This window comes from Ureibacillus sp. FSL K6-8385 (assembly GCF_038593155.1).
Taxonomy (GTDB): domain Bacteria; phylum Bacillota; class Bacilli; order Bacillales_A; family Planococcaceae; genus Ureibacillus; species Ureibacillus terrenus.
In genome coordinates this window covers 516071-535643 of the sequence record NZ_CP151968.1, presented here as the reverse complement: position 1 = coordinate 535643, position 19573 = coordinate 516071, and the positions used below count along the sequence as shown (strand labels likewise).

18 protein-coding genes are annotated in these 19573 nt (G+C 45.5%); 4 read left to right on the top strand and 14 right to left on the bottom strand.

The annotated features are described in order from the left end of the window. Positions 1 to 80: 80 nt before the first annotated feature. The gene (locus NST62_RS02535; protein ID WP_141601703.1) at positions 81 to 728 is read right to left on the bottom strand and encodes a TVP38/TMEM64 family protein; all 648 of its coding nucleotides are present in this window, start codon (positions 726 to 728) and stop codon (positions 81 to 83) included. An 11-nt stretch (positions 729 to 739) separates the two neighbouring features. Continuing rightward, positions 740 to 1291, bottom strand: coding sequence for an XRE family transcriptional regulator (locus NST62_RS02530; protein ID WP_141601704.1), 552 nt, complete (start codon positions 1289 to 1291; stop codon positions 740 to 742). Positions 1292 to 1590: 299 nt separating this feature from the next. Between NST62_RS02530 and NST62_RS02525 the strand changes: the two genes are divergently transcribed. Both NST62_RS02525 and NST62_RS02520 read left to right on the top strand, forming a co-directional pair. Further along, positions 1591 to 2295, top strand: coding sequence for an AzlC family ABC transporter permease (locus NST62_RS02525; RefSeq protein WP_141601790.1), 705 nt, complete (start codon positions 1591 to 1593; stop codon positions 2293 to 2295). Next, positions 2292 to 2615: an AzlD domain-containing protein gene (locus tag NST62_RS02520; RefSeq protein ID WP_141601705.1), complete on the top strand. Its 324-nt coding sequence runs from the start codon at positions 2292 to 2294 to the stop codon at positions 2613 to 2615. The genes NST62_RS02525 and NST62_RS02520 overlap by 4 nt, the downstream gene beginning before the upstream one ends. Positions 2616 to 2736: 121 nt before the next feature. Here NST62_RS02520 and NST62_RS02515 read toward each other — a convergent pair whose 3' ends face one another. The 8 genes from NST62_RS02515 to NST62_RS02480 form a co-directional block, all read right to left on the bottom strand. After that, positions 2737 to 3906, bottom strand: coding sequence for a PDZ domain-containing protein (locus tag NST62_RS02515; protein ID WP_342463111.1), 1170 nt, complete (start codon positions 3904 to 3906; stop codon positions 2737 to 2739). 318 nt (positions 3907 to 4224) lie between these two features. Continuing rightward, the gene (locus tag NST62_RS02510) at positions 4225 to 5664 is read right to left on the bottom strand and encodes a S41 family peptidase (protein WP_141601707.1); all 1440 of its coding nucleotides are present in this window, start codon (positions 5662 to 5664) and stop codon (positions 4225 to 4227) included. A gap of 73 nt (positions 5665 to 5737) precedes the next feature. Continuing rightward, a complete protein-coding gene (locus NST62_RS02505; RefSeq protein ID WP_141601708.1) occupies positions 5738 to 6322 on the bottom strand; it encodes a redoxin domain-containing protein in 585 nt (194 codons plus the stop codon). A 208-nt stretch (positions 6323 to 6530) separates the two neighbouring features. Beyond that, positions 6531 to 7757 carry a M23 family metallopeptidase gene (locus tag NST62_RS02500; protein WP_141601709.1) on the bottom strand — a complete coding sequence of 409 codons (1227 nt, stop codon included), beginning with the start codon at positions 7755 to 7757 and terminating at the stop codon, positions 6531 to 6533. Positions 7758 to 7780: 23 nt separating this feature from the next. Continuing rightward, positions 7781 to 8680: a permease-like cell division protein FtsX gene (ftsX, locus tag NST62_RS02495; RefSeq protein WP_141601710.1), complete on the bottom strand. Its 900-nt coding sequence runs from the start codon at positions 8678 to 8680 to the stop codon at positions 7781 to 7783. Next, a complete protein-coding gene (ftsE, locus tag NST62_RS02490; RefSeq protein WP_141601711.1) occupies positions 8670 to 9356 on the bottom strand; it encodes a cell division ATP-binding protein FtsE in 687 nt (228 codons plus the stop codon). Before ftsE ends, ftsX begins: the two co-directional genes overlap by 11 nt. Positions 9357 to 9914: 558 nt before the next feature. Next, positions 9915 to 11129 (bottom strand): DUF4097 family beta strand repeat-containing protein, encoded by a 1215-nt coding sequence (locus NST62_RS02485; RefSeq protein ID WP_141601712.1) that lies wholly within the window; start codon positions 11127 to 11129, stop codon positions 9915 to 9917. A 182-nt stretch (positions 11130 to 11311) separates the two neighbouring features. After that, positions 11312 to 11863, bottom strand: a complete 552-nt coding sequence (locus NST62_RS02480) for an ECF transporter S component (protein WP_141601713.1) — start codon at positions 11861 to 11863, stop codon at positions 11312 to 11314. Between the two features lie 82 nt (positions 11864 to 11945). On the opposite strand from NST62_RS02480, the gene NST62_RS02475 reads away from it, so the two are divergent. Continuing rightward, entirely contained in the window at positions 11946 to 12464 is a 519-nt protein-coding gene (locus tag NST62_RS02475; RefSeq protein WP_328219901.1) for a hypothetical protein, read from the top strand. Positions 12465 to 12542: 78 nt separating this feature from the next. Here the strand turns inward: NST62_RS02475 and uvrA are convergent, their stop codons facing one another. From uvrA to NST62_RS02460, 3 genes are all read right to left on the bottom strand, one after another. After that, positions 12543 to 15410, bottom strand: coding sequence for an excinuclease ABC subunit UvrA (gene uvrA, locus NST62_RS02470; RefSeq protein WP_141601714.1), 2868 nt, complete (start codon positions 15408 to 15410; stop codon positions 12543 to 12545). Between the two features lie 61 nt (positions 15411 to 15471). Continuing rightward, the gene (gene uvrB / locus NST62_RS02465; protein ID WP_141601715.1) at positions 15472 to 17454 is read right to left on the bottom strand and encodes an excinuclease ABC subunit UvrB; all 1983 of its coding nucleotides are present in this window, start codon (positions 17452 to 17454) and stop codon (positions 15472 to 15474) included. A gap of 181 nt (positions 17455 to 17635) precedes the next feature. Beyond that, the gene (locus NST62_RS02460) at positions 17636 to 17875 is read right to left on the bottom strand and encodes an IDEAL domain-containing protein (protein WP_342463110.1); all 240 of its coding nucleotides are present in this window, start codon (positions 17873 to 17875) and stop codon (positions 17636 to 17638) included. Positions 17876 to 18482: 607 nt separating this feature from the next. Between NST62_RS02460 and NST62_RS02455 the strand changes: the two genes are divergently transcribed. Further along, positions 18483 to 18992 (top strand): competence protein ComK, encoded by a 510-nt coding sequence (locus NST62_RS02455; protein ID WP_141601717.1) that lies wholly within the window; start codon positions 18483 to 18485, stop codon positions 18990 to 18992. Here NST62_RS02455 and NST62_RS02450 read toward each other — a convergent pair. Then, the gene (locus tag NST62_RS02450) at positions 18966 to 19352 is read right to left on the bottom strand and encodes a hypothetical protein (RefSeq protein WP_141601718.1); all 387 of its coding nucleotides are present in this window, start codon (positions 19350 to 19352) and stop codon (positions 18966 to 18968) included. The two genes, NST62_RS02455 and NST62_RS02450, sit on opposite strands and share 27 nt — an antisense overlap. Positions 19353 to 19573 lie beyond the last annotated feature (221 nt).

Genomic DNA, 19573 nt, shown 5'->3' with positions numbered 1-19573 from the left:
TAGATTCGAAAAAATCCTGCCATGAAAAAAGCCCCGAAAATGCTTTATTTTCGGGACCTGGCCAAAGATTGCCCTTCTGTTCAATCTTTGTAAGTCATTTTCAATTTTTTATGTTTCCGCAGCCTGGACAGCTCCTTTAACTCCCTTTCCACCCGTTTGTTTAAATACTTTTCGATTCCTTTTCCGATGATCCACAACAGGAAAATGGCCGCTATGGCAAAGATCAGTTTGATCGGGCTTCTTACCAGGGCGCCGACATCGTATCCAAGCACGCTGATCGTAAAAATCATCACAAATTTCCCGGTCGCCAATACGATTAAATAAACCTTTTTCTTAATGTTGGAAAGACCGGCAACGATATTGACCAAAACGGACGGGGTAAAAGGAAAGCACAGCAATATAAACAACGGGGCAATGCCTTTCATATCCACCCAGCGAATCAGTTTTTGCATTTTCTTATATTTAATGAATTTTTTCACTTTCGGGTTGCTTCCGAATTTGCGGACAAGCAAAAACACCGAATACGACCCCAATACCGTCCCCGCCCAGGAAAGGAGAAAACCGAGCCAAAGGCCGTGGGAACTTGCATTGGCCACAACAAAAACGACAAGCGGCAAAAACGGCAAAAAAGATTCCAGGAAAGGAAAAAGCATGCCGATGATCGGTCCAAGGGTCCTATATTGTGCTTCCAACGCTTCTATATTTTCGGCGGTAAACCAATCGCTCACATGTTACACCTCTATCGATACTGAATAATTAAATGTAAAGTCGTTACCCCATCTGTCGGATTTTCATATTGGTGAGGTTGATTGGCAGAGAAAACAAGGGTTTCCCCTTCCTTTAGACGTTCCCTCAATTCCCCGCATTGGACAACAGCTTGTCCTTCGATGACCGTAACCGTTTCCTCCACTCCATCGGTATGGGATTCGCTTTTATGTACCACCCCTGGGTCCATTTCAATTTTGTAAAATTCCCAGCCCCGTTCCGGGTCATAAGGGATGATGGAATAGACGCGATATTTTCCATCTTCTTCGGAAACATATGTCGAAGGATCGACACGATATTTTTGAAAAAGGGTCTTCGGCGGCTGCAAAAGGGATGAAAAGGAGATTTTCAGCCCCGCGGCAATCTTCCATAAGGTGGAAACGGTCGGATTCGCTTCCCCCTTCTCAATTTGGGCAAGCTGAGCCTTGCTTACATTAGTAGCTTTTGCTACATCATCCAAACTTAAACTCCGCTCTTTCCGAATTTTTTTCAATTGCAGTCCAATATTCCGATTCATTTGTTCCATTTTTTGTTCCACCCTATTGTCTATTTTAAAAGACAAATGTATACTATATAAAACACAGTGAGGCATACTGACAATTTTATTATATACGCTCTTAACATTAATTGGTAATCTCAGGTCCCGGATTAATAAAAATTTTATTTCTTATAGTACACATACAAATTTTTTTACAGTGACGTGAAAGTGTTCATAAAGTTGCATGTCATCAAATCACAATCTTGCCGGTTTGTGTTATGAAAAATAATTTTTGGCTGTAAAGGGGTGGTTGTGGGGTGACAACGGAAGCAAAAGAATTTAAGAAGATGAGGGAAACGTCTGCCGGCGACTCCTTTTTCCAGGGGGTGAAAGACTGCATTCCGACTTTGCTGGGTTACATCAGCATCGGTTTTGCCTTTGGCGTCGTGGGAATCGCTTCGAAGCTGTCCATTCTGGAAATCTTTCTGCTTTCCGCCTTGGTCTATGCCGGGAGCGCCCAGTTCATTTTTGCCGGATTGTACGTGGCCGGGGCACCGATGTCCGTCATCATCATTACCACTTTCATCGTCAATCTGAGACATTTCCTGATGTCCTTGACGGTTGCCCCGTACTTCACCCGCTATTCCGCTTTGCGCAACGTCGGCTTCGGCTCCCTTTTGACGGATGAAACCTTCGGGGTGGCGGTAACGAAAGCGGGCAGGGACAAACAGCTTGGCGGCCGCTGGATGGACGGATTGAATCTCACCGCCTACCTGACATGGATTGCAGCCTGTGTTGTGGGCGGGCTCGTCGGAAACTGGATTCCAAATCCGGACCGGTGGGGCCTTGATTACGCCCTGGTGGCGATGTTTATTGCCCTGCTGGTGCTGAACTTGGCGAATACAACAAAGGATAGGCTCAAGCTTTCCTTAAAACTGATCGGCTATGTGTTCGCCATATTATACATTCTTTCCTATTTCATGCCCGGCCATTTGGCGGTGCTTTTATCAACGATCATCGCGGCGACGATCGGGGTGATTTCGGAAAAATGACGACAACGTTATCGATGTTTTTATTGATATTGGGATGCGCCCTTGTGACATGGCTGCCCCGCGTCATCCCGTTCATTTTGGTCCGGAATATCGAGTTGCCGAAAGTGGTGCTGAGATGGCTGCAATTTATCCCTGTCTGCATTTTGAGCTCCCTCGTCTTTCAATCATTGCTGGATGCGGAAGGGAAGTTCGTCTCATTGAACCTGGAAAATACCGTTGCCTTTGTGCCGACATTGCTCGTGGCAATCTGGACAAAAAGCTTATCGAAAACTGTAATCGTCGGGGTGTTGACGGTCGCCCTTTTGCGGAATTTCTTTTAAAGATATCGGATTTTGGATAATCTGCGCCGATTTATTGGGAATTGTATGACATTTCATGGAATCTTCATGTCATAAAAAAAGGCTTCATTCTTTGAAAGGGGAATGAAGCCTCTTTCTTTTGTTATGAATCGATGACCAGCAAGCCGATGCGGTAGTGGTCTTTGCTGTGCACCACATGCTGGGTCAAACGCAATTCATTGTGATGGTTCAACACTTCCAATTTGCAGTGGGCCGCATTGATTTGAAGCGCTTGATACAACTCCAATTCATTATGCACTTCCATGCCATTTACTTTGCGGATAATTTCCCCCGCTTGCAGCCCCATTTTTTCCGCAGGCGAATTCGGCAAAACCGCTGCAATCATCACGCCATTCGGTCTGGCAGAAACAGCATAAACGTCTTTGCGCTCACGAACTTTGAAAATATACGAAATCATTAAACGGGCCAATGCGCCGGCAAAAACGGCCACCACCGCCGCAAGGGGGTAAAAATATCCGGCAAGCCCCCCCACAAGGACCACTTCGCCTAAAATGAGCACCGCCCTTGAAAGTTTAGGATATATGTATAACGGCAAAGAACGTCTCGTTTTTTGCTGAAACCCGATGACAAACGGGAATAGTACAAGGGCGAATTGCTGGCTGTTCAATGAAAACAGCGGCCACCATGGGAAATAAGCATCGATTGCTTCGCCCGGCACAACGAAAAAGATGGGCAACAGCCACAGCTTTTTCGTAAAGAAAGCGACGCCATGCATGCCGCGCTTGGACTTCTCGATAATCGGCGAAGCGTAATGCAGCCCGTATTTCTTGATAAGACGGCTTTCCGCAATCAACAACAATCCCGCCACCAATGCGCTTGTAACGGCAGCCCCTTCAAGGACGTCCACGCCATGAATGGACAATCCCGGCAGTTCGAATGACCATTGTTGGAAATCCATCACCATCAAGGAAGCAAGACCCAGTCCTATGAGAACAATAGGTGACAGCAAATGAAAATTATAGAGAATCATTCCCAGGATGCCGAAAACTGCCACAAAGAATAGCAATTCAACGGATTGGGTCAATCCAAAAACCAAAGTGACAAGAGAGATGGCAAGCGATAACCAAATCCCTTCCTTTACGAGGCCCGCCAATTCCGACCAGCCCCATAAAATGCGTATGTTAAAATGCTTTCTTTCTCTCTTGACGCGGACATATCCCAGAAAAATCGCCATGATGATTGCAAAATACAGTAGCGGATTTAAAAACATTCTGCCGATCGCCTTTAACAGTTCCAATAAAATCTCTACCATTCTTCCACCGCCGTTTCCTACTACACTGCTATTGTTTATTTTATCAAAGTAATAAATATTTGCGTAGGGGGAATCTGGAAAATTATTAAAGAAGGGGCCGATCCGAAAAAAGGTGACGCCTGGGACATCATTTCGAGGTTCCCCCTTTATGGCTCCCTCACCCGCTTTAGCCGCAGATGCAATTTCGGCGAGGGACATGTTTCGGCCATGGCAGGAGCAAAGAATCGGAATAGTGAAATGATTAAAACGAAGGTGTCCAGAATATTTTCGGTTTTCTGGACACCTCTTTCCGGACCGTCTCCGCTTTCTGCAATCCCGCTAAATATCCCCATTGATTTTATGCAGCATCACGTTCAATCCCATTTTCAGCTGCACATCATGTTCCATATCTTCCTTAAATTGAACCACTTGGTCGCGGATGCTGGCGAAAAACTCGTCATCCATATGTCTTCCGTTCCCCAAATCATGCTTTTCCCGATAGGAAGCCACCGCTTCCGCCGTTTCTTCATCGTAGAATCCATCCGTTCTGGAAACATCGTATCCCAAACCGCTCAACACCTTTTGGACATAGGCAATTTCTTCGCCAAAATCGCCTTCCGCAAATTCCCCCCGGAGCGGCACGATTTCCATCGCAAACAATGGATGCTGCTCCACCTCAATATCCGATTTGATCCCTTTGCCATGAATCCATTCCCGGTCAGGAGTCAGCCATTTATTCGTCGATAGCTTCAGTTCTCCTCCATTATTCAAATCGTATGTTTCCTGCACCGTTCCTTTTCCGAAACTTGTCAACCCCACGATGATGGCCCTCTTCCAGCTTTTCAGCGCCCCCACCATCACTTCGCTTGCCGATGCGCTTCCTTCATTTTGAAGTACGACCAGCGGCACCTGCTTCATTTTCTTCAAATAGTTTTCATCTGCATCCAGTTTTGCGGTTTTGACGGCCTCCATTGTTCCTTCCGCATTCTGCATATAGGCAAAAACTTTTCCTTCCTTGCCGATGCTGCTAACAACGCCTGCGACGCTATGTAAATAACCTCCGGGATTATCGCGCAAATCGATGATGATGCCGTCTGCCTTTTCCGATAATAGCCGCTCTGTCGCTTCCACCCATTCTTCCACCGTATCTTCCCCAAACATGGAGATGGATACATAGCCAATTTTCTTGTCATCTGCCGGGATCATTTTCCAAGTCACGGTCTGGTTATCAATTTTTGCCCGTTCCACCGTGACCTTGATATGCCTGTCTGTGCTTGGCCGATATAAAACGATCGTCACTTTTTCACCGGCTTTTCCTTGAATCAATTGGAGCAGCTCGCCCATCGTTTTGCCCTCCAAACGGACGCCATCCACTTCCACGATTTCGTCAAACGGGCGGATTCCCGCTTTTTCGGCGGGCGAATTTTTCACTGGAGAGACCACGATAAACCGGCCGTCCTTCTCCGTGATTTCAACGCCGATGCCGACTCTCTCCCCCGCCAACGATTGCCGGTGAATGGCCGCTTCTTTTTCCGTATAGTACGTGCTGTACGGATCTTTGATCGCCTCCGTCATGCCTCTCAATGCGCCTTCAATCAGCTCTTCATCTTTTGTATCAAATACGGATTTTTCTTTGATGAGGGTGAATGCCTGGTCAATGACAGGAATGTCGCTTCCTTTTCCAACCCTTTCCGGCTTCTTCATATACGTCCAATACACGGCCATTGCAGCCAAAATACAAATCAAGCCCAAAATGAAAAAAAATCGTCTCTTTCGCACTAATTAACTATCCCCCTCTCGTTCAATGTATGTTTGAACAAGCGGGGATAACACATGCGAAAGAGCGATTTTTTTACTCTAAATTTGTCACATAACCGCGCAATGTATCCAAATCCAGCGGCCCTAATATCTGCTTTTCAACTTCTCCCTTTGTATTGATCATAAACGTCGAAGGGATGGTATAGACTTTGTACGTTTCCATCAATTCTTCATCTTCCATTAACAGAACCGGGAACGTGACACCAAAACTCTCCACAAAGTTTTCCACGTTGCTTAACCGGTCCCTGAATGTAAGATTTACCGCCACAATTTCCGCATTGTCCTCTTTTGCGTATTTTTCATAATAATCCTGGAAATGCGGCATTTCGTCTTTGCAAGGCGGGCACCACGTCGCCCAGAAGTTCAACACCACTTTCTTCCCTTTTAAATCCGAAAGGGTCACGGTTTTCCCATCCAATGTCTCCAACGTAAAATCCGGCGCCGGCTTTCCTAACCCCACACTTTGGGGGCTGTCCGCCTTCACTTCATACCCCGGCACATCATCGTCAAGGGTATTCTGATTTTTTTGCAGTTGCTGATAAATAAACGTGCCTGCCGCAACGGCCACCAATACTATGACAATGATTGCTCCAAACGCTTTCTTCTTTCGGCTGTTCATTGAAAACCTCCAGATTTCTTCATTCAAACAATAAAAACCGTTCAATTATAGAATACCACAAAACCGGAACAATCAAGGTTGATAAACTATGGCGAGATTTTGAAGAAAATGAAAAATAAATTTTTCAATTTCTTCATAAAGTATTTTGCTTTGAAACAAAAATAAAAGCTGCCCGGAAATTCTGCTTTCCAAGCAGCTTGATTCCCCATTATAGCGAAATGTAGTTCAATGGGTTCTGCACGCCGGCTTTTTGTCCTCTCCATGTTCCAATGTGCACTTCAAAGTGCAAGTGAGGACCTGTGGCACGGCCGGTTTGTCCCATTTCGGCAATTTTTTGTCCTTGTTTTACCGTTTGTCCGACACTGACATTAAAGGATCTCAAATGTGCATATAATGTAGTATAAATTTGGCCGTTGATATTGTGCGTAATCATTACGACATTTCCGTAAGTGCTGAGCGGCGCTGCGTAAGTCACGACACCATCGGCAGATGCGACAATTGCCGTTCCCGGTCTGTTCGCCAAGTCAATGCCATAGTGGAATTCAGGGCCATTGCCCAAATTTCGCCATCCATAGCCGCTCGTCAATCTTCCGTTTGTCGGTTTCATAAATCCGCTTGTTGAAACCGGCAATTTGCCGGATGACTGGGCTTTGCTTAAATGTTGTCTTTGAAGTTCGGCGATTTGGTTTTCCAAGTCTTTGCTGATGGCCAGATACTCGGAATATTGTTTTTCCAATAATTTTTTCTCACTTAACAGTTTTTGCTGTTCTTTTTCAAGCTCGGCCATCAATCGATTTTTTTCTTGTTTCTGAGAGTTTAAGGAAGCTTTCAAGTTTTCAAGTTGCGCTTGTTTTTCTTCCAATTTGCGTTTTGTATTTTCCAAAACGGTTTTTTGTTCTTCCAATTTTTGTTGGTCATTCTTTTGGTCGCGGATGATTTGGCGGTCCGCTTCGATCAATGTATTGACCGCAGAGAAACGGTCGATAAAATCTACGAAACTATTGGCGCCAAGCAGCACATCCAAAAATGTGACAGTCCCGCTTGCCTGCAGCGCACGTGCGCGTTCTTCCAACAATGCATTGCGCTCATCGATTTTCTTTTGAAGTTCATCAATTTGGGCTTTCACCTTTGTAATTTTGTCATTTGCTTGTCCAATCTCTTTTTCTACTTGCCGGATTTCCCCATTTGTTTTCGAAATTTGGGTCACAATCTGGTCAACTTGGGCAAGCAGTTGCTGCTGTTTGGATTGATTGGATTTGATTTCGCTTGATTTTTGGCTGATTTGGCTGTTCAATTGTTTTTTCTGCTGTTCGACTTGCTGCTGTTTGCCTTTTAATTCGGAAATGCTTGCAGCGGATGCAGCAGGTATTTGGACGAAAAGCAGTACAGCGATGATTGCTGCCAATAGTTTAAAATGTCGTTTCAAAAAATTCACTTTCCATTTGCGCCTCCTTGAGATTAATAGACTCTTAGGAATTTCCTTACGGACATGAAGCTTCCCCACACTCCTATGAAAATGCCGAGTGCCAGCAAGATGAAATTCACTTGGAAAACAAGAGGAGTGACATCAAGCAGTTGCAACATTTCCCCTTTAATCCGCGGGGTCAAGTGGTTGTATACATAATGGTAAACAATCGAAACAACGAAGATGGGAATGATCGATCCGAATAACCCGAGCCACAATCCTTCGAACAAAAATGGGGTGCGTACGAAGGAACTTGTCGCCCCTACCAGTTTCATGATTTCAATCTCATCCCTGCGTGCGGTAATCGTGATGCGGATTGTATTGTAAATCAAGAAAATCGCCGTGAACAAAAGGCCCAATATCAGCACCAATCCAATATTCCGGCCGGTGTTTAAAAAGCTGAACAGATTTTTAACCTTTTCTTCACCGTAAATGACATCATATGTATTGTCCAATTTGTCGATTTTCTTCGCCAATTCCGCCGTTTGTTGAGGGTCTTTGGCCTTTACATATAGCACATTCCTCAAAGGATTGCTTTGTTCATATAAACTGAAATCTTCGCCGTAGTTCTCTATCAAAATCTTTAATTCTTCTTCCTTCGAAGAATATTTTACTTCCGCCACTTCCGGCAAACTTTTTACCTGCTTTATCAGCTTATCTTCCGCTGCCTTCATTTTTTCCGGTTCATTGATAATATCAATCAACACACGGATTTCCACATCATTTTCGATGTTATCGGCGAAATGGTTCAGATTCATCATGACCAACGCAAAGATGCCAACCAATAAAAGCGTCACCGTCACCGCACTGATGGAAGCCACCGACATCCATCCGTTCCGGCTCAGGCTCTTCAAACTCTCGCGAAAATGCCGCTGGAGGGTCCTATATTTCATAGCCGTAATCACCTCCATCAACGTCTCTGACGATCATGCCGCCTTCAATGGCGATAACCCTCTTCCGGATTTTATTGACGATTTCCCGGTTATGGGTTGCCATTACAACGGTTGTTCCCAGCGCATTGATTTGCTCAAAAATTCTCATAATCTCCCAAGATGTTTCCGGGTCCAGGTTTCCGGTAGGCTCGTCCGCAATCACCACTTTCGGCATGTTGACGATGGAGCGCGCAATCGAAACCCGCTGCTGCTCACCCCCGGACAACTCGTTCGGAAACATGCGAAGTTTATGCTTTAATCCGACCAACTCCAGCACTTCCAAAACCCGTTTTCTGATTTTCTTCGGCTGCTCTTCAATAACCTCCATCGCAAAAGCGACATTTTCATAAACAGTCAATTTTGGAAGCAGCTTGAAGTCCTGGAATACAACGCCTAAATGTCTTCTGAAAAGCGGAACTTCCTTCCGTTTCAATTGGGCAGTATTAATTCCATTAATAATGACTTCCCCGGAAGTCGGTACTTCTTCCCGATACATCAATTTGATGAATGTTGACTTCCCGGCCCCGGAAGGACCAACGACATAAACAAACTCGCCTTGATTGATATCCACAGAAATACCGTTTACCGCTACCACACCATTTGGGTATTTTTTGTAAACCTCTTTCATATGTATCATTAATAAACTCACCTTGATCTTGTTGTAGTAAACTCACAATTACTATTATAGCACTTTAAGAGTCTTGTAATTTTACAGTTTCTTTTCATCGGTATGCAAAATTTATCCATATTTCCAATTGAATGGTTTATTTCTGTGTAATTTATACCTTTTTTTATGAAAATAATTCCATCATCATTGATTCCTTTTCATCAATTGGGCGGTCAGCTTTTATCTTTTTTATCGGCTTCCGCTTTAAGGTTTTAATAAATTTCTGCGATTTTCCCGCAAAGCATCGGACAATGCTTCTTCTGATATTCCGCGCACAAAAGAATACGACTACATCGTGACCATTACGGTTACATATCGATACATATTCAATACACCCTGTTTATACATATAAAAAAACCTGGCGAAGAGCCAGGCTTTTTTAATCCGATTGCAATGGTTTTGTATGAAATTGCTCGTGCCCTCTCAAATTTCCATGTCATCTGCAAGATTAAAAACCACAATGAATCTATATGGCGGCTGATTGAACTGGCGCACTAAATAATAAATAAGGAAGGAACCCTGAAAATATCAGGATTCCCCGCCCAACGTCGTATATCGGATAATGATGCTTCCTGTACGGGATTCGCCGATCAGTTTTAATACAGGGGCGTTTTCAACGATTTTGTCAAATTGGACGGTTTTTGCAAAGAATTGATCTTCAAGAGTCCGTGTGGAAACATCCTGCAATCCAAGGTCGACTCTTCCGACATTGGTTGAAGCCGTACCGTTGATGGAAACCGTTTTTGGCACATAGAGCTCCACCGTTCCGGCAACCGTTTGGGCCTTCACTTTGCGTGCATTGTGATCATGGGTTGTGACAATGACGGCGCCATTCGCGGATTCCGCTTCCACTTCCCTGAGCTCCCCTTCCACATAAATCCGGCCATTCACTGTCTGAACTTCCAAATCTTCGCCTTTTACGCGCACTACTTCAACCGGACCGTTGCCGGATTCCACATCGGCATTTTCAAATTGCCCCGACGTGTATTTGATTGGGCCGTTGTAAGTGCGGAGTTTGACGAGTTTGGAATTCAATCCGTCGATGGAAACGCCGCCGTTCAACATTTTGACCAGCACAATATCATATTGCTTTTCAGGAATGGCAAGCTGCACGTTCACCTGCGTCAATTTGGAAGGGGATTTTAATTCCAACTTGCCGTCAGAAAATTTTACAAACTCGCGCTCAAATTCCGAAATCGTTTTTTCTTCATCATTGTCGATGCTGAATGTTTTGACCTTCGCCGACACTTTCAACTCATCCGCGTCAGCGCGCACCGCTTCCACTTTCCCGTTAGGAATTTCGATTTGAATGGCTCTCACTTCATCGCCTTTGAAGGAATATTGCTTTTCAAATTCGACTTTGGCATTGCCGAGAGGGAAATCAAGATCAAGTTCTTTCAGCTTTTTAAAGGCCGTGCCGAGGACGCCCATCATGCGGCTTGATAGTTCCGTCAAATCTTCTTTCACTTCATTCACAAACTCGTCCATTTTTTTGTTGAATTCTTTGCTGTTAAAGTTTTTCCCAAAAAGATCGTCAAAGCCCGATGTTTTTTTCGAACCAGCCTGCTGCTCCTGATGGTGGGACTCTTTGTTTGTTGGCGGCAACGGAACCGCATTGGACTGGGTTTCAGTGGAAGTGGATTGTTGCTTTTTGTTTAACGCTTCCAGCAACGTAAGCGCTTCTTCCGCGGTAATGACACCGTCTTCCACCAGCTTCATGATTCGTTTACGTTCTTGATCCATATTCAACGCCTCCCTGAGAATTCTATACCATCATATACGTTAGAATTCCCAAAAAAGTTTCCAAATTCATTGAAATTGCGAAGATTTTCACTTTTTGTATACAAAAAATCCGGAAAGGCGGACAGGTTGCGATTGTTAATGAATGTAGCCGCCGATTCCGGAACACTTTTATCTATATGATGTTATTTTGCGAATGAAGCGACATAAGGAATTTTTTTCAATACAACGCATACCGGGATGGCAATTATGATTCCAACGGCATTTTGCACAAGGTCTCCCGGGATGGATGCAAGCGGCATAATCCAGCTTGAAAACATGATGGCTTCGCCGATGTAATACACTCCGACCATCACAGGAATGGAGACGATGGTTGCCATCAAGTTTTTCACAAAGCTCTCGCCACGGCTTCCATTGGACCAGGCAATTTTCCCGACAATATATCCTTGTAAAGCTCTGGATATAATCGTGATGGGAGCCCAAACAAGCCAACCCCCGACAAGATCGAACAATCCCATTCCCGCTGCTCCGGCAATGGCCCCTTTTTTCGGCCCGAACAAAATGGAAGCGATAAAAAGCATGGCTGTTCCCAAATGCACCAAACCGCCATTGGATGCAATCGGCAATTTAATATTGATAAATAGTGTCGAAAGGAACACAAGAGCAATCAAAATGGACTGGATGGTTAAATCAACCGTCCTGGAACGCTGCTTTGTCAATGGATTTGTATTTTGCATCATCTCATCCCCTTTAAGTCATCAAATTTAATCACTACAATATCAGAAACGTGGTATCTATAAAAGTGCCAATTTTATATAATTGGACCATGCCAGATTTTCTGGGGACTCGATTTGCTTCAGGGGACACGTATTTGCCGAGTTTCACTTCTCCCCCCAAGCGGGAATCTCTTGTGCCCAAGGCGAGCCCGTTTATGTCCAAGATGAACTCTTATCCGCCCATGATGATTTCGTTTGTGCCCAAGCCATTACCTTATCTGCCCGAGTTGTCTTCGTATGTGCCCAAGATGGAAGCTTATCTGCCCAAGAGGATTTCGTATCCGACCAAGGCAGATTACCATCTGCCCAAAGCGATACCTTATCCGCCCAAGCCATAACCTTATCTGCCCAAGTTGACTTCCTTTGTGCCCAAGCTGAAATCTCATCTGCCCAAGGCGGACCCGTTTATGCCCAAGATGAACTCTTATCCGCCCATGATGACTTCGTATACGTCCAAGTTGGAAGCTTATCTGCCCATGATGATTTCGTTTGTGCCCAAGTGACCTTGTATCCGGCCGAGCCCGGGATCCTACCTTCACTTTCGCAAAGTCATTCCAAATAAAAAAGCGAATGGAGCATATTTTCTCCATTCGCTTTTTTCCGGACTAAAACCATGCAGCCCAACATCATTCCGATATCATCATTTTTCCGATGCCTGCGCCAACAATTGTTCCATGCGCTTGCGGTCGCGTTCCAAAATCGGCTTCAGATATCGGCCGGTATAGGAGTTCGGGTTTTCGGCCACCTCTTCCGGCGTGCCTGTCGCAACGATGGTTCCTCCTTTGTCCCCGCCTTCCGGACCCAAATCGATGATGTAATCGACGGTCTTAATGACATCCAAATTATGCTCGATCACAAGCACCGTATCGCCGTTATCCACAAGACGCTGCAATACTTTGAGCAGCCTTGCGATGTCATCCGTGTGGAGACCCGTCGTCGGTTCATCCAAAATATAGAATGATTTACCGGTTGAACGGCGGTGCAGTTCCGAAGCCAATTTCACCCGCTGCGCTTCCCCGCCGGACAAGGTTGTCGCGGGCTGGCCCAATTTCATGTAACCGAGGCCGACATCCACCAGCGTTTGCAGCTTCCGGTGGATTTTCGGAATGTTTTCGAAAAACTCTGCCGCTTCTTCGATGGTCATGTCCAATACATCCGCAATATTTTTGCCTTTATATTTCACTTCCAGCGTTTCGCGGTTGTAGCGCTTGCCATGGCAGACTTCGCAAGGCACGTACACATCCGGCAAAAAGTGCATCTCGATTTTGATGATGCCGTCGCCGGAGCAGGCTTCGCAGCGGCCGCCTTTGATGTTGAAGCTGAAGCGTCCTTTTTTATAGCCGCGCACTTTCGCCTCGTTGGTGGAAGCAAACACTTCCCGGATATCGTCAAACACGCCCGTATAAGTGGCCGGATTGGAACGAGGCGTGCGGCCGATCGGCGACTGGTCGATATCGATCACCTTATCCAAATGTTCGAGGCCTAGAATTTCTTTATGTTTTCCCGGTTTCGTTCTAGCCCGGTTCAATTCCTGGGCCAGTCTCTTATACAGAATTTCGTTCACCAATGTAGATTTTCCCGAACCGGAAACGCCGGTCACCGCCACGAACATCCCCAGCGGAATATCCACATTGATTTTTTTCAAGTTGTTCTCGGCGGCCCCTTTGATCGTAATCTTGCGGCCGTCCGGTTTTCTCCGCTCGCGGGGCAGCGGAATGAATTTCTTGCCGCTCAAATATTGCCCGGTGATGGATTTTTCATTTTTCATCACTTCTTCCGGCGTTCCGGCGGCGACAATCTCCCCTCCTCGGGAACCGGCGCCAGGACCCACATCAATCAAATAATCCGCCGCAAGCATCGTATCTTCATCGTGTTCGACCACAAGCAATGTATTGCCGAGATCCCGCATTTGTTGCAGCGTATGAATCAGTTTATCATTGTCCCGCTGATGCAATCCGATGGACGGTTCATCCAGCACATACAATACCCCCGTTAAACGGGAGCCGATTTGCGTCGCCAGCCGGATCCGCTGCGCCTCCCCGCCGGATAGCGTGCCGGCTGTCCGGCTCAACGTCAAATATTCCAGTCCCACATTCAATAAAAATTCCAGACGGTCCCGGATTTCCTTCAAAATCAGGCGCGCAATCTGCATGTCCTTTTCGGATAGCCGCAGTTGGAAGACGTACTCGTACAACTCCTCCACGGATAAATCCGTGATTTCCGCGATATTCTTGCCGTCAATTTTCACGGCAAGGCTCTCCGGCTTCAACCGTTTGCCTTTGCAGGTCGGACATTTCTGCTCCGTCATGAATTTCTCCATCGTTTCACGGACCCAATCGGAAGTCGTTTCCCGGTAGCGCCGTTCAATGTTGTGGACGACTCCTTCAAAAACGATTTCTTTGTCGTGGACGCTGCCAAACTCGCTTTCATAATAAAAGTGAATTTTTTCTCCATTGGAACCATATAAAATGATGTCGAGCTGTTCCTTCGTCAATTCGGAAACCGGCACATCCATCGGAATGTTGTAATGGCTGCACACCGCTTTCAAGAGCTGCGGGTAGTATTGGGAGCTTGTCGGTTCCCAGGGAGCGATGGCATGTTCTTCAAGGGTTTTGCTCCAATCCGGTATGACCAGATCGATGTCCACTTTCAATTTGGAACCGAGCCCGTCGCATTCCGGACATGCCCCGAAAGGACTGTTGAAGGAGAACATGCGCGGCTCCAGCTCCCCGATGGAAAAACCGCAGATCGGGCAGGCATGATGCTCGCTGAACAGCAGTTCCTCATGCCCCATCACATCGACGATCGCCCGGCCATCTGCCAGTTTCAGCGCCGTTTCAAGGGAGTCGCTCAACCGCGCTTCAATCCCCTCTTTGATGACAATCCGGTCCACCACCACTTCGATATTGTGCTTTTTATTTTTATCCAGTTCAATGTTGTCATCCAAATCACGCAGTTCCCCATCGACGCGGACGCGGACATAGCCCTGTTTTTTCAAATCTTCCAGAAGCTTCGCATGCGTCCCCTTTTTCCCGGAAATCACCGGCGCCAATAGCTGCACCCTCGTCCGTTCCGGATACTCCAGGATGCGGTCGACCATCTGCTCGATCGTCTGGGAAGTGATTTCGATCCCGTGGGTCGGGCAGACCGGCTTTCCGATGCGGGCAAACAACAGGCGCAAATAATCGTAGATCTCCGTCACGGTGCCGACCGTTGAACGGGGGTTTCGGCTCGTCGTTTTTTGGTCGATGGAAATCGCCGGGGACAGCCCTTCGATGGAATCCACATCCGGCTTGTCCATTTGCCCCAAAAATTGGCGGGCATAACTGGATAAAGATTCCACATATCTCCGCTGACCCTCGGCATAAATCGTATCGAACGCCAAGGAAGATTTCCCGGAACCGGAAAGGCCCGTCAACACGACGAGCTTGTCCCGTGGAATCGTCACATCAATGTTTTTTAAGTTATGGGAACGTGCGCCCCGCACGACAATTTGTTTATTTTCCACATTCGTCACCTTTCTATTTGCCATTCAAACATGGCGAAATTTCTGAGGATAAATTCCTCCATTACATTTCGGCTTTCAATTCAAAGATGGTGTCACGCAATTCGGCGGCCCGTTCGAAATCGAGCGCCTTCGCTGCTTCCTTCATTTCCTTTTCGAGGGACTCTATTAATTTTTCCAATTCGGATTTTGTCAATTTCTTGCCTTTCGTGATTTTTGTAATATATTTCTCTTCCTCTTCCGCTACATGAGTGGCGCGAATCAGTTCAGGAATTTCTTTCCGGATCGTTTTCGGCACGATGCCATGTTCCTTATTATAGGCTTCCTGGATGGAGCGGCGGCGCTTCGTTTCCTCTATCGCCCTTCTCATCGATTCGGTAACCGTGTCCGCATACATGATGACGTGGCCGTTGGCATTCCGCGCCGCCCGTCCAATCGTTTGGATCAAGGAAGTTTCCGAACGCAGGAATCCTTCTTTATCCGCATCGAGGATGGCAATCAATGATACTTCCGGAATATCCAATCCTTCCCGCAGCAAATTGATGCCGACGAGCACGTCGAACGTTCCTTTTCTTAACTCGCGGATGATTTCAATCCGCTCAAGGGTTTTGATTTCCGAGTGGAGATAGGCGACTTTGATGCCGATTTCTTTCAAATAATCGGTCAAGTCTTCCGCCATCTTTTTCGTCAGCGTCGTGACGAGCACCCGTTCATCTTTTTTCGCCCGTTTTTGGATTTCATCCACCAAATCATCAATTTGCCCCTCGCTTGGGCGGACATCGATGGTCGGATCGAGAAGCCCCGTCGGACGGATGATTTGTTCAACCATCTCGTCGCAATGTTCTTTCTCATAGGGACCCGGAGTGGCGGATACATAAATGATCTGGTTGATGTGCTTTTCAAACTCTTCAAAAGTCAACGGGCGGTTATCTAATGCGGAAGGCAGGCGGAATCCGTAATCGACCAGCACCTGTTTCCGGGAACGGTCGCCGTTGTACATGCCCCGGATCTGAGGCAGCGTGACGTGGCTTTCATCCACAACGATCAGAAAATCATCAGGGAAATAGTCGAGCAACGTATATGGAGTCGCTCCCGGTTCGCGCAATGTCAAGTGGCGGGAATAGTTTTCGATGCCAGAGCAATAGCCCATTTCCCTCATCATTTCCAAGTCGTACTTTGTGCGCTGTTCCAACCGCTGCGCTTCCAAAAGCTTTCCTTCTGCCCGAAATTTTTCAAGCTGCTCTTCCAGTTCTTTCTCGATATTTTCAATGGCTTTTTTCATTTTGTCTTCTCTTGTAACGAAGTGGGAAGCTGGATAAATGGCCACATGATTTCGATCACCAATGATTTCTCCAGTCAATGCATCTACTTCCCGAATGCGGTCCACTTCATCCCCGAAAAATTCAACGCGTATGCAATGTTCATCCCGGGAAGCAGGGAAAATTTCTACCACATCGCCGCGCACTCGGAACGTTCCCCGCTGGAAGTTCACATCATTCCGTTCATATTGGATGTCCACTAAGCGGCGGAGCAATTGGTTCCGTTCGATTTCCATGCCTTTTCGGACCGATACGACCATCTCGCGGTATTCATCCGGATCCCCCAGGCCGTAGATGCAGGAAACGGATGCCACAATGATGACATCCCTTCTTTCAAACAGCGCGCTGGTGGCGGAGTGGCGCAATTTATCAATTTCGTCGTTGATGCTGGCATCCTTTTCAATGTATGTATCCGATTGCGGCACATACGCTTCCGGCTGGTAATAGTCGTAGTAGCTGACAAAATATTCTACCGCATTGTTTGGAAAAAATTGTTTGAATTCGCTGTATAATTGGCCGGCGAGGGTTTTATTGTGGGCAATGACCAGCGTCGGTTTATTGACTTCTTTAATGACGTTCGAAATGGTGAACGTTTTTCCGGTACCCGTCGCCCCGAGCAGCGTCTGGTGTTTCTTTCCTTCCTTGATGCCCTGTACAAGCTTGGCAATCGCTTGCGGCTGATCGCCGCTCGGTTCATAGGGAGCATGCAATTCAAATGCATCAGCCATCATTCACTCGTCCTTTCCCAATATATCGTATGAATATTTTAGCATAACCCCTGCCAAATATCATTTATTTTGCGAACGTACATTCTGAAAACAGGTTCCGGAAAAGCAACAAAAGGCCACCCTTGCACAGCTTGTATTATAAAGCGTGTGCGAAAGGCGGCCTTTTTGAATGGGACGTGGCTCAATTTAACGATTCCTGCAACTCTTTTAATTCCTTGGCGTATTTGTGGAATGCTTCCTCATCTCTTTCGTCCAATGCTTGATCGATGAATTCTTTCAGCTGCTCAATCCGGTGCAATCTTTGCAAACGATTCAAGAACAGATCCACGTAGATTTCATTGAGCAATTTCTCCGAGTCGTTGATTTCCGGGTTTGACCCTGCGGCACTTGAAAAGTTTGCGTAATAATTGTTTTTATCCATCGACATCACCCCGATTCCTTTTTTCTATTATAAAAAATCGTGAGTGAATTTTCAATATTTTTAGAAAAATAAAATTCTTGCAGTATAATTTTGGGCATTTCTGCTTCCTTTTTTTCTTTTTCCTTATGTGTAAATTTTCATATATGTGCAGAATTAAACTTTCTTCCGAAATCCTATTCCACGATCGGGATCATTGAATTTGCTGTGCATTCCCGAAAAGATCCGGCACCCTTTTTTTTAATTCAATATTTTCAGAATTTTGCGTTGATTTTCCCATCCCTACTCAGTATTATGAAAATAAAACTATATAATTCCCATTTTTTAATAATTAATGTATATATTGGGTATCCCTTCTTATTCTATTTATCCTAGAGGTTTAAAAAGTTCCCCTGCCTGTTCCGTTCAGATAAAATCCTTTATTTTGTCTTTAATTTAACAATATTTCTCTTTTATTTAATTTTTTTCTATTTCCCTGTTGACACGATGATGGTTTGTAAGTATTATGAAAATGTAACTATTAAACTTACAAAAAATTAAAATAATAGAATAATATGGAATTTACAAACCAACAAACACTATAACAAATGAATAGGAGAGGTGGAATTTTATGACAACTGTAAAAAAAGTAAAGTCATATTATATTTCGCCTAAAACTTATACAATTGAACCTATTGAATATGAAGGCAAAACTTGCTCGCGCGTTTCCGAAAAATCTTCTGTCTACATCGTTGAAAAAAAGCCGTACAAAATCGTTGATGATACATACAGGAAGCTTGGTTCGACCTACCAGGCGGCCATCGATTTTTCAAAAAGGTTTTTGGGGAACAGAAAGAAAGTCCCAATCGTTGTTCCCTACCAGCAGCTTTACAGCTTGATTCCCGTTTTCTCGCCTCATTCCCTGAAAAACATTTGGATTTCGCAGCACGCCATACACAAAATCCAACAAAGCAAAGGGAAGACGATTGTCATTCTAAAAAATGATGATGTCATTCATCTGCCAATCCACTACCTTTCCTTTATGAGTCAATTTGGAAACGCCACGCTGCTGCTAAATCATGCCATTGAAGAACGGGCAGAGATTCAAAGAACGTTAAGTTTTCTCGACGACCTCGAGTGACGGATTGGAAGCTTTCGTTAAGTAGAGGTTCAGCAACTCTTCCACCCGGTTCCTCAACCGGATGTTGGAATATCTTCTGACTTCCATGACATGCTTATAATAAAAGCGATACTCTGTAAATAAATCATCGCTTCCCCCTCTTTCCACTTTTAAGAAGCGTCTTTTTAAATAGGATTTTGCTTCTTGCAAATCGCTCATGGCCAGCCTTTTGGCTTCTTCGATCAAATGAAGGTAAGGTCTTTTCAGCTTGAAAGGGCCCTGTTCGATGAACCTGCAATCTCTTTCCAAAATGGTAATCAACATCGGCAAATAAATGGCTGATTCCAAATGAGGGACAGCTTCAATCGGAATATGCGCCATATCAATTCCTCCTTAAAAGATTGCATCAGGATACGAACAAATGTTCTGTTCTTATTATAGAACATTTTTGTACAAAAATGCAATGCTCTTCAAAACCTTCCCCAAAATGAATAAATGGGCGGACCGGGAAATTTGAACATTTCCCCGGTCCGCCCGCTAGCGTTTTTTCGGGCCCCTCCATCAGCCTGCTTCATCAAAGCGCGCGGGCACGGCCAAAAATC

What these genes read in the sequence shown, in the direction of transcription:
- NST62_RS02520 (WP_141601705.1), top strand. Translation starts at nt 2,292, where the DNA reads ATGACGACAACGTTATCGATGTTTTTATTGATATTGGGATGCGCCCTT.
- NST62_RS02455 (WP_141601717.1), top strand. Translation starts at nt 18,483, where the DNA reads ATGACAACTGTAAAAAAAGTAAAGTCATATTATATTTCGCCTAAAACT.
- NST62_RS02505 (WP_141601708.1), bottom strand. Translation starts at nt 6,322, where the DNA reads ATGAACAGCCGAAAGAAGAAAGCGTTTGGAGCAATCATTGTCATAGTA.
- NST62_RS02515 (WP_342463111.1), bottom strand. Translation starts at nt 3,906, where the DNA reads ATGGTAGAGATTTTATTGGAACTGTTAAAGGCGATCGGCAGAATGTTT.
- uvrB (WP_141601715.1), bottom strand. Translation starts at nt 17,454, where the DNA reads ATGGCTGATGCATTTGAATTGCATGCTCCCTATGAACCGAGCGGCGAT.
- NST62_RS02530 (WP_141601704.1), bottom strand. Translation starts at nt 1,291, where the DNA reads ATGGAACAAATGAATCGGAATATTGGACTGCAATTGAAAAAAATTCGG.
- ftsE (WP_141601711.1), bottom strand. Translation starts at nt 9,356, where the DNA reads ATGATACATATGAAAGAGGTTTACAAAAAATACCCAAATGGTGTGGTA.
- NST62_RS02450 (WP_141601718.1), bottom strand. Translation starts at nt 19,352, where the DNA reads ATGGCGCATATTCCGATTGAAGCTGTCCCTCATTTGGAATCAGCCATT.
- NST62_RS02525 (WP_141601790.1), top strand. Translation starts at nt 1,591, where the DNA reads ATGAGGGAAACGTCTGCCGGCGACTCCTTTTTCCAGGGGGTGAAAGAC.
- NST62_RS02485 (WP_141601712.1), bottom strand. Translation starts at nt 11,129, where the DNA reads ATGGATCAAGAACGTAAACGAATCATGAAGCTGGTGGAAGACGGTGTC.
- NST62_RS02480 (WP_141601713.1), bottom strand. Translation starts at nt 11,863, where the DNA reads ATGCAAAATACAAATCCATTGACAAAGCAGCGTTCCAGGACGGTTGAT.
- ftsX (WP_141601710.1), bottom strand. Translation starts at nt 8,680, where the DNA reads ATGAAATATAGGACCCTCCAGCGGCATTTTCGCGAGAGTTTGAAGAGC.
- NST62_RS02460 (WP_342463110.1), bottom strand. Translation starts at nt 17,875, where the DNA reads ATGGATAAAAACAATTATTACGCAAACTTTTCAAGTGCCGCAGGGTCA.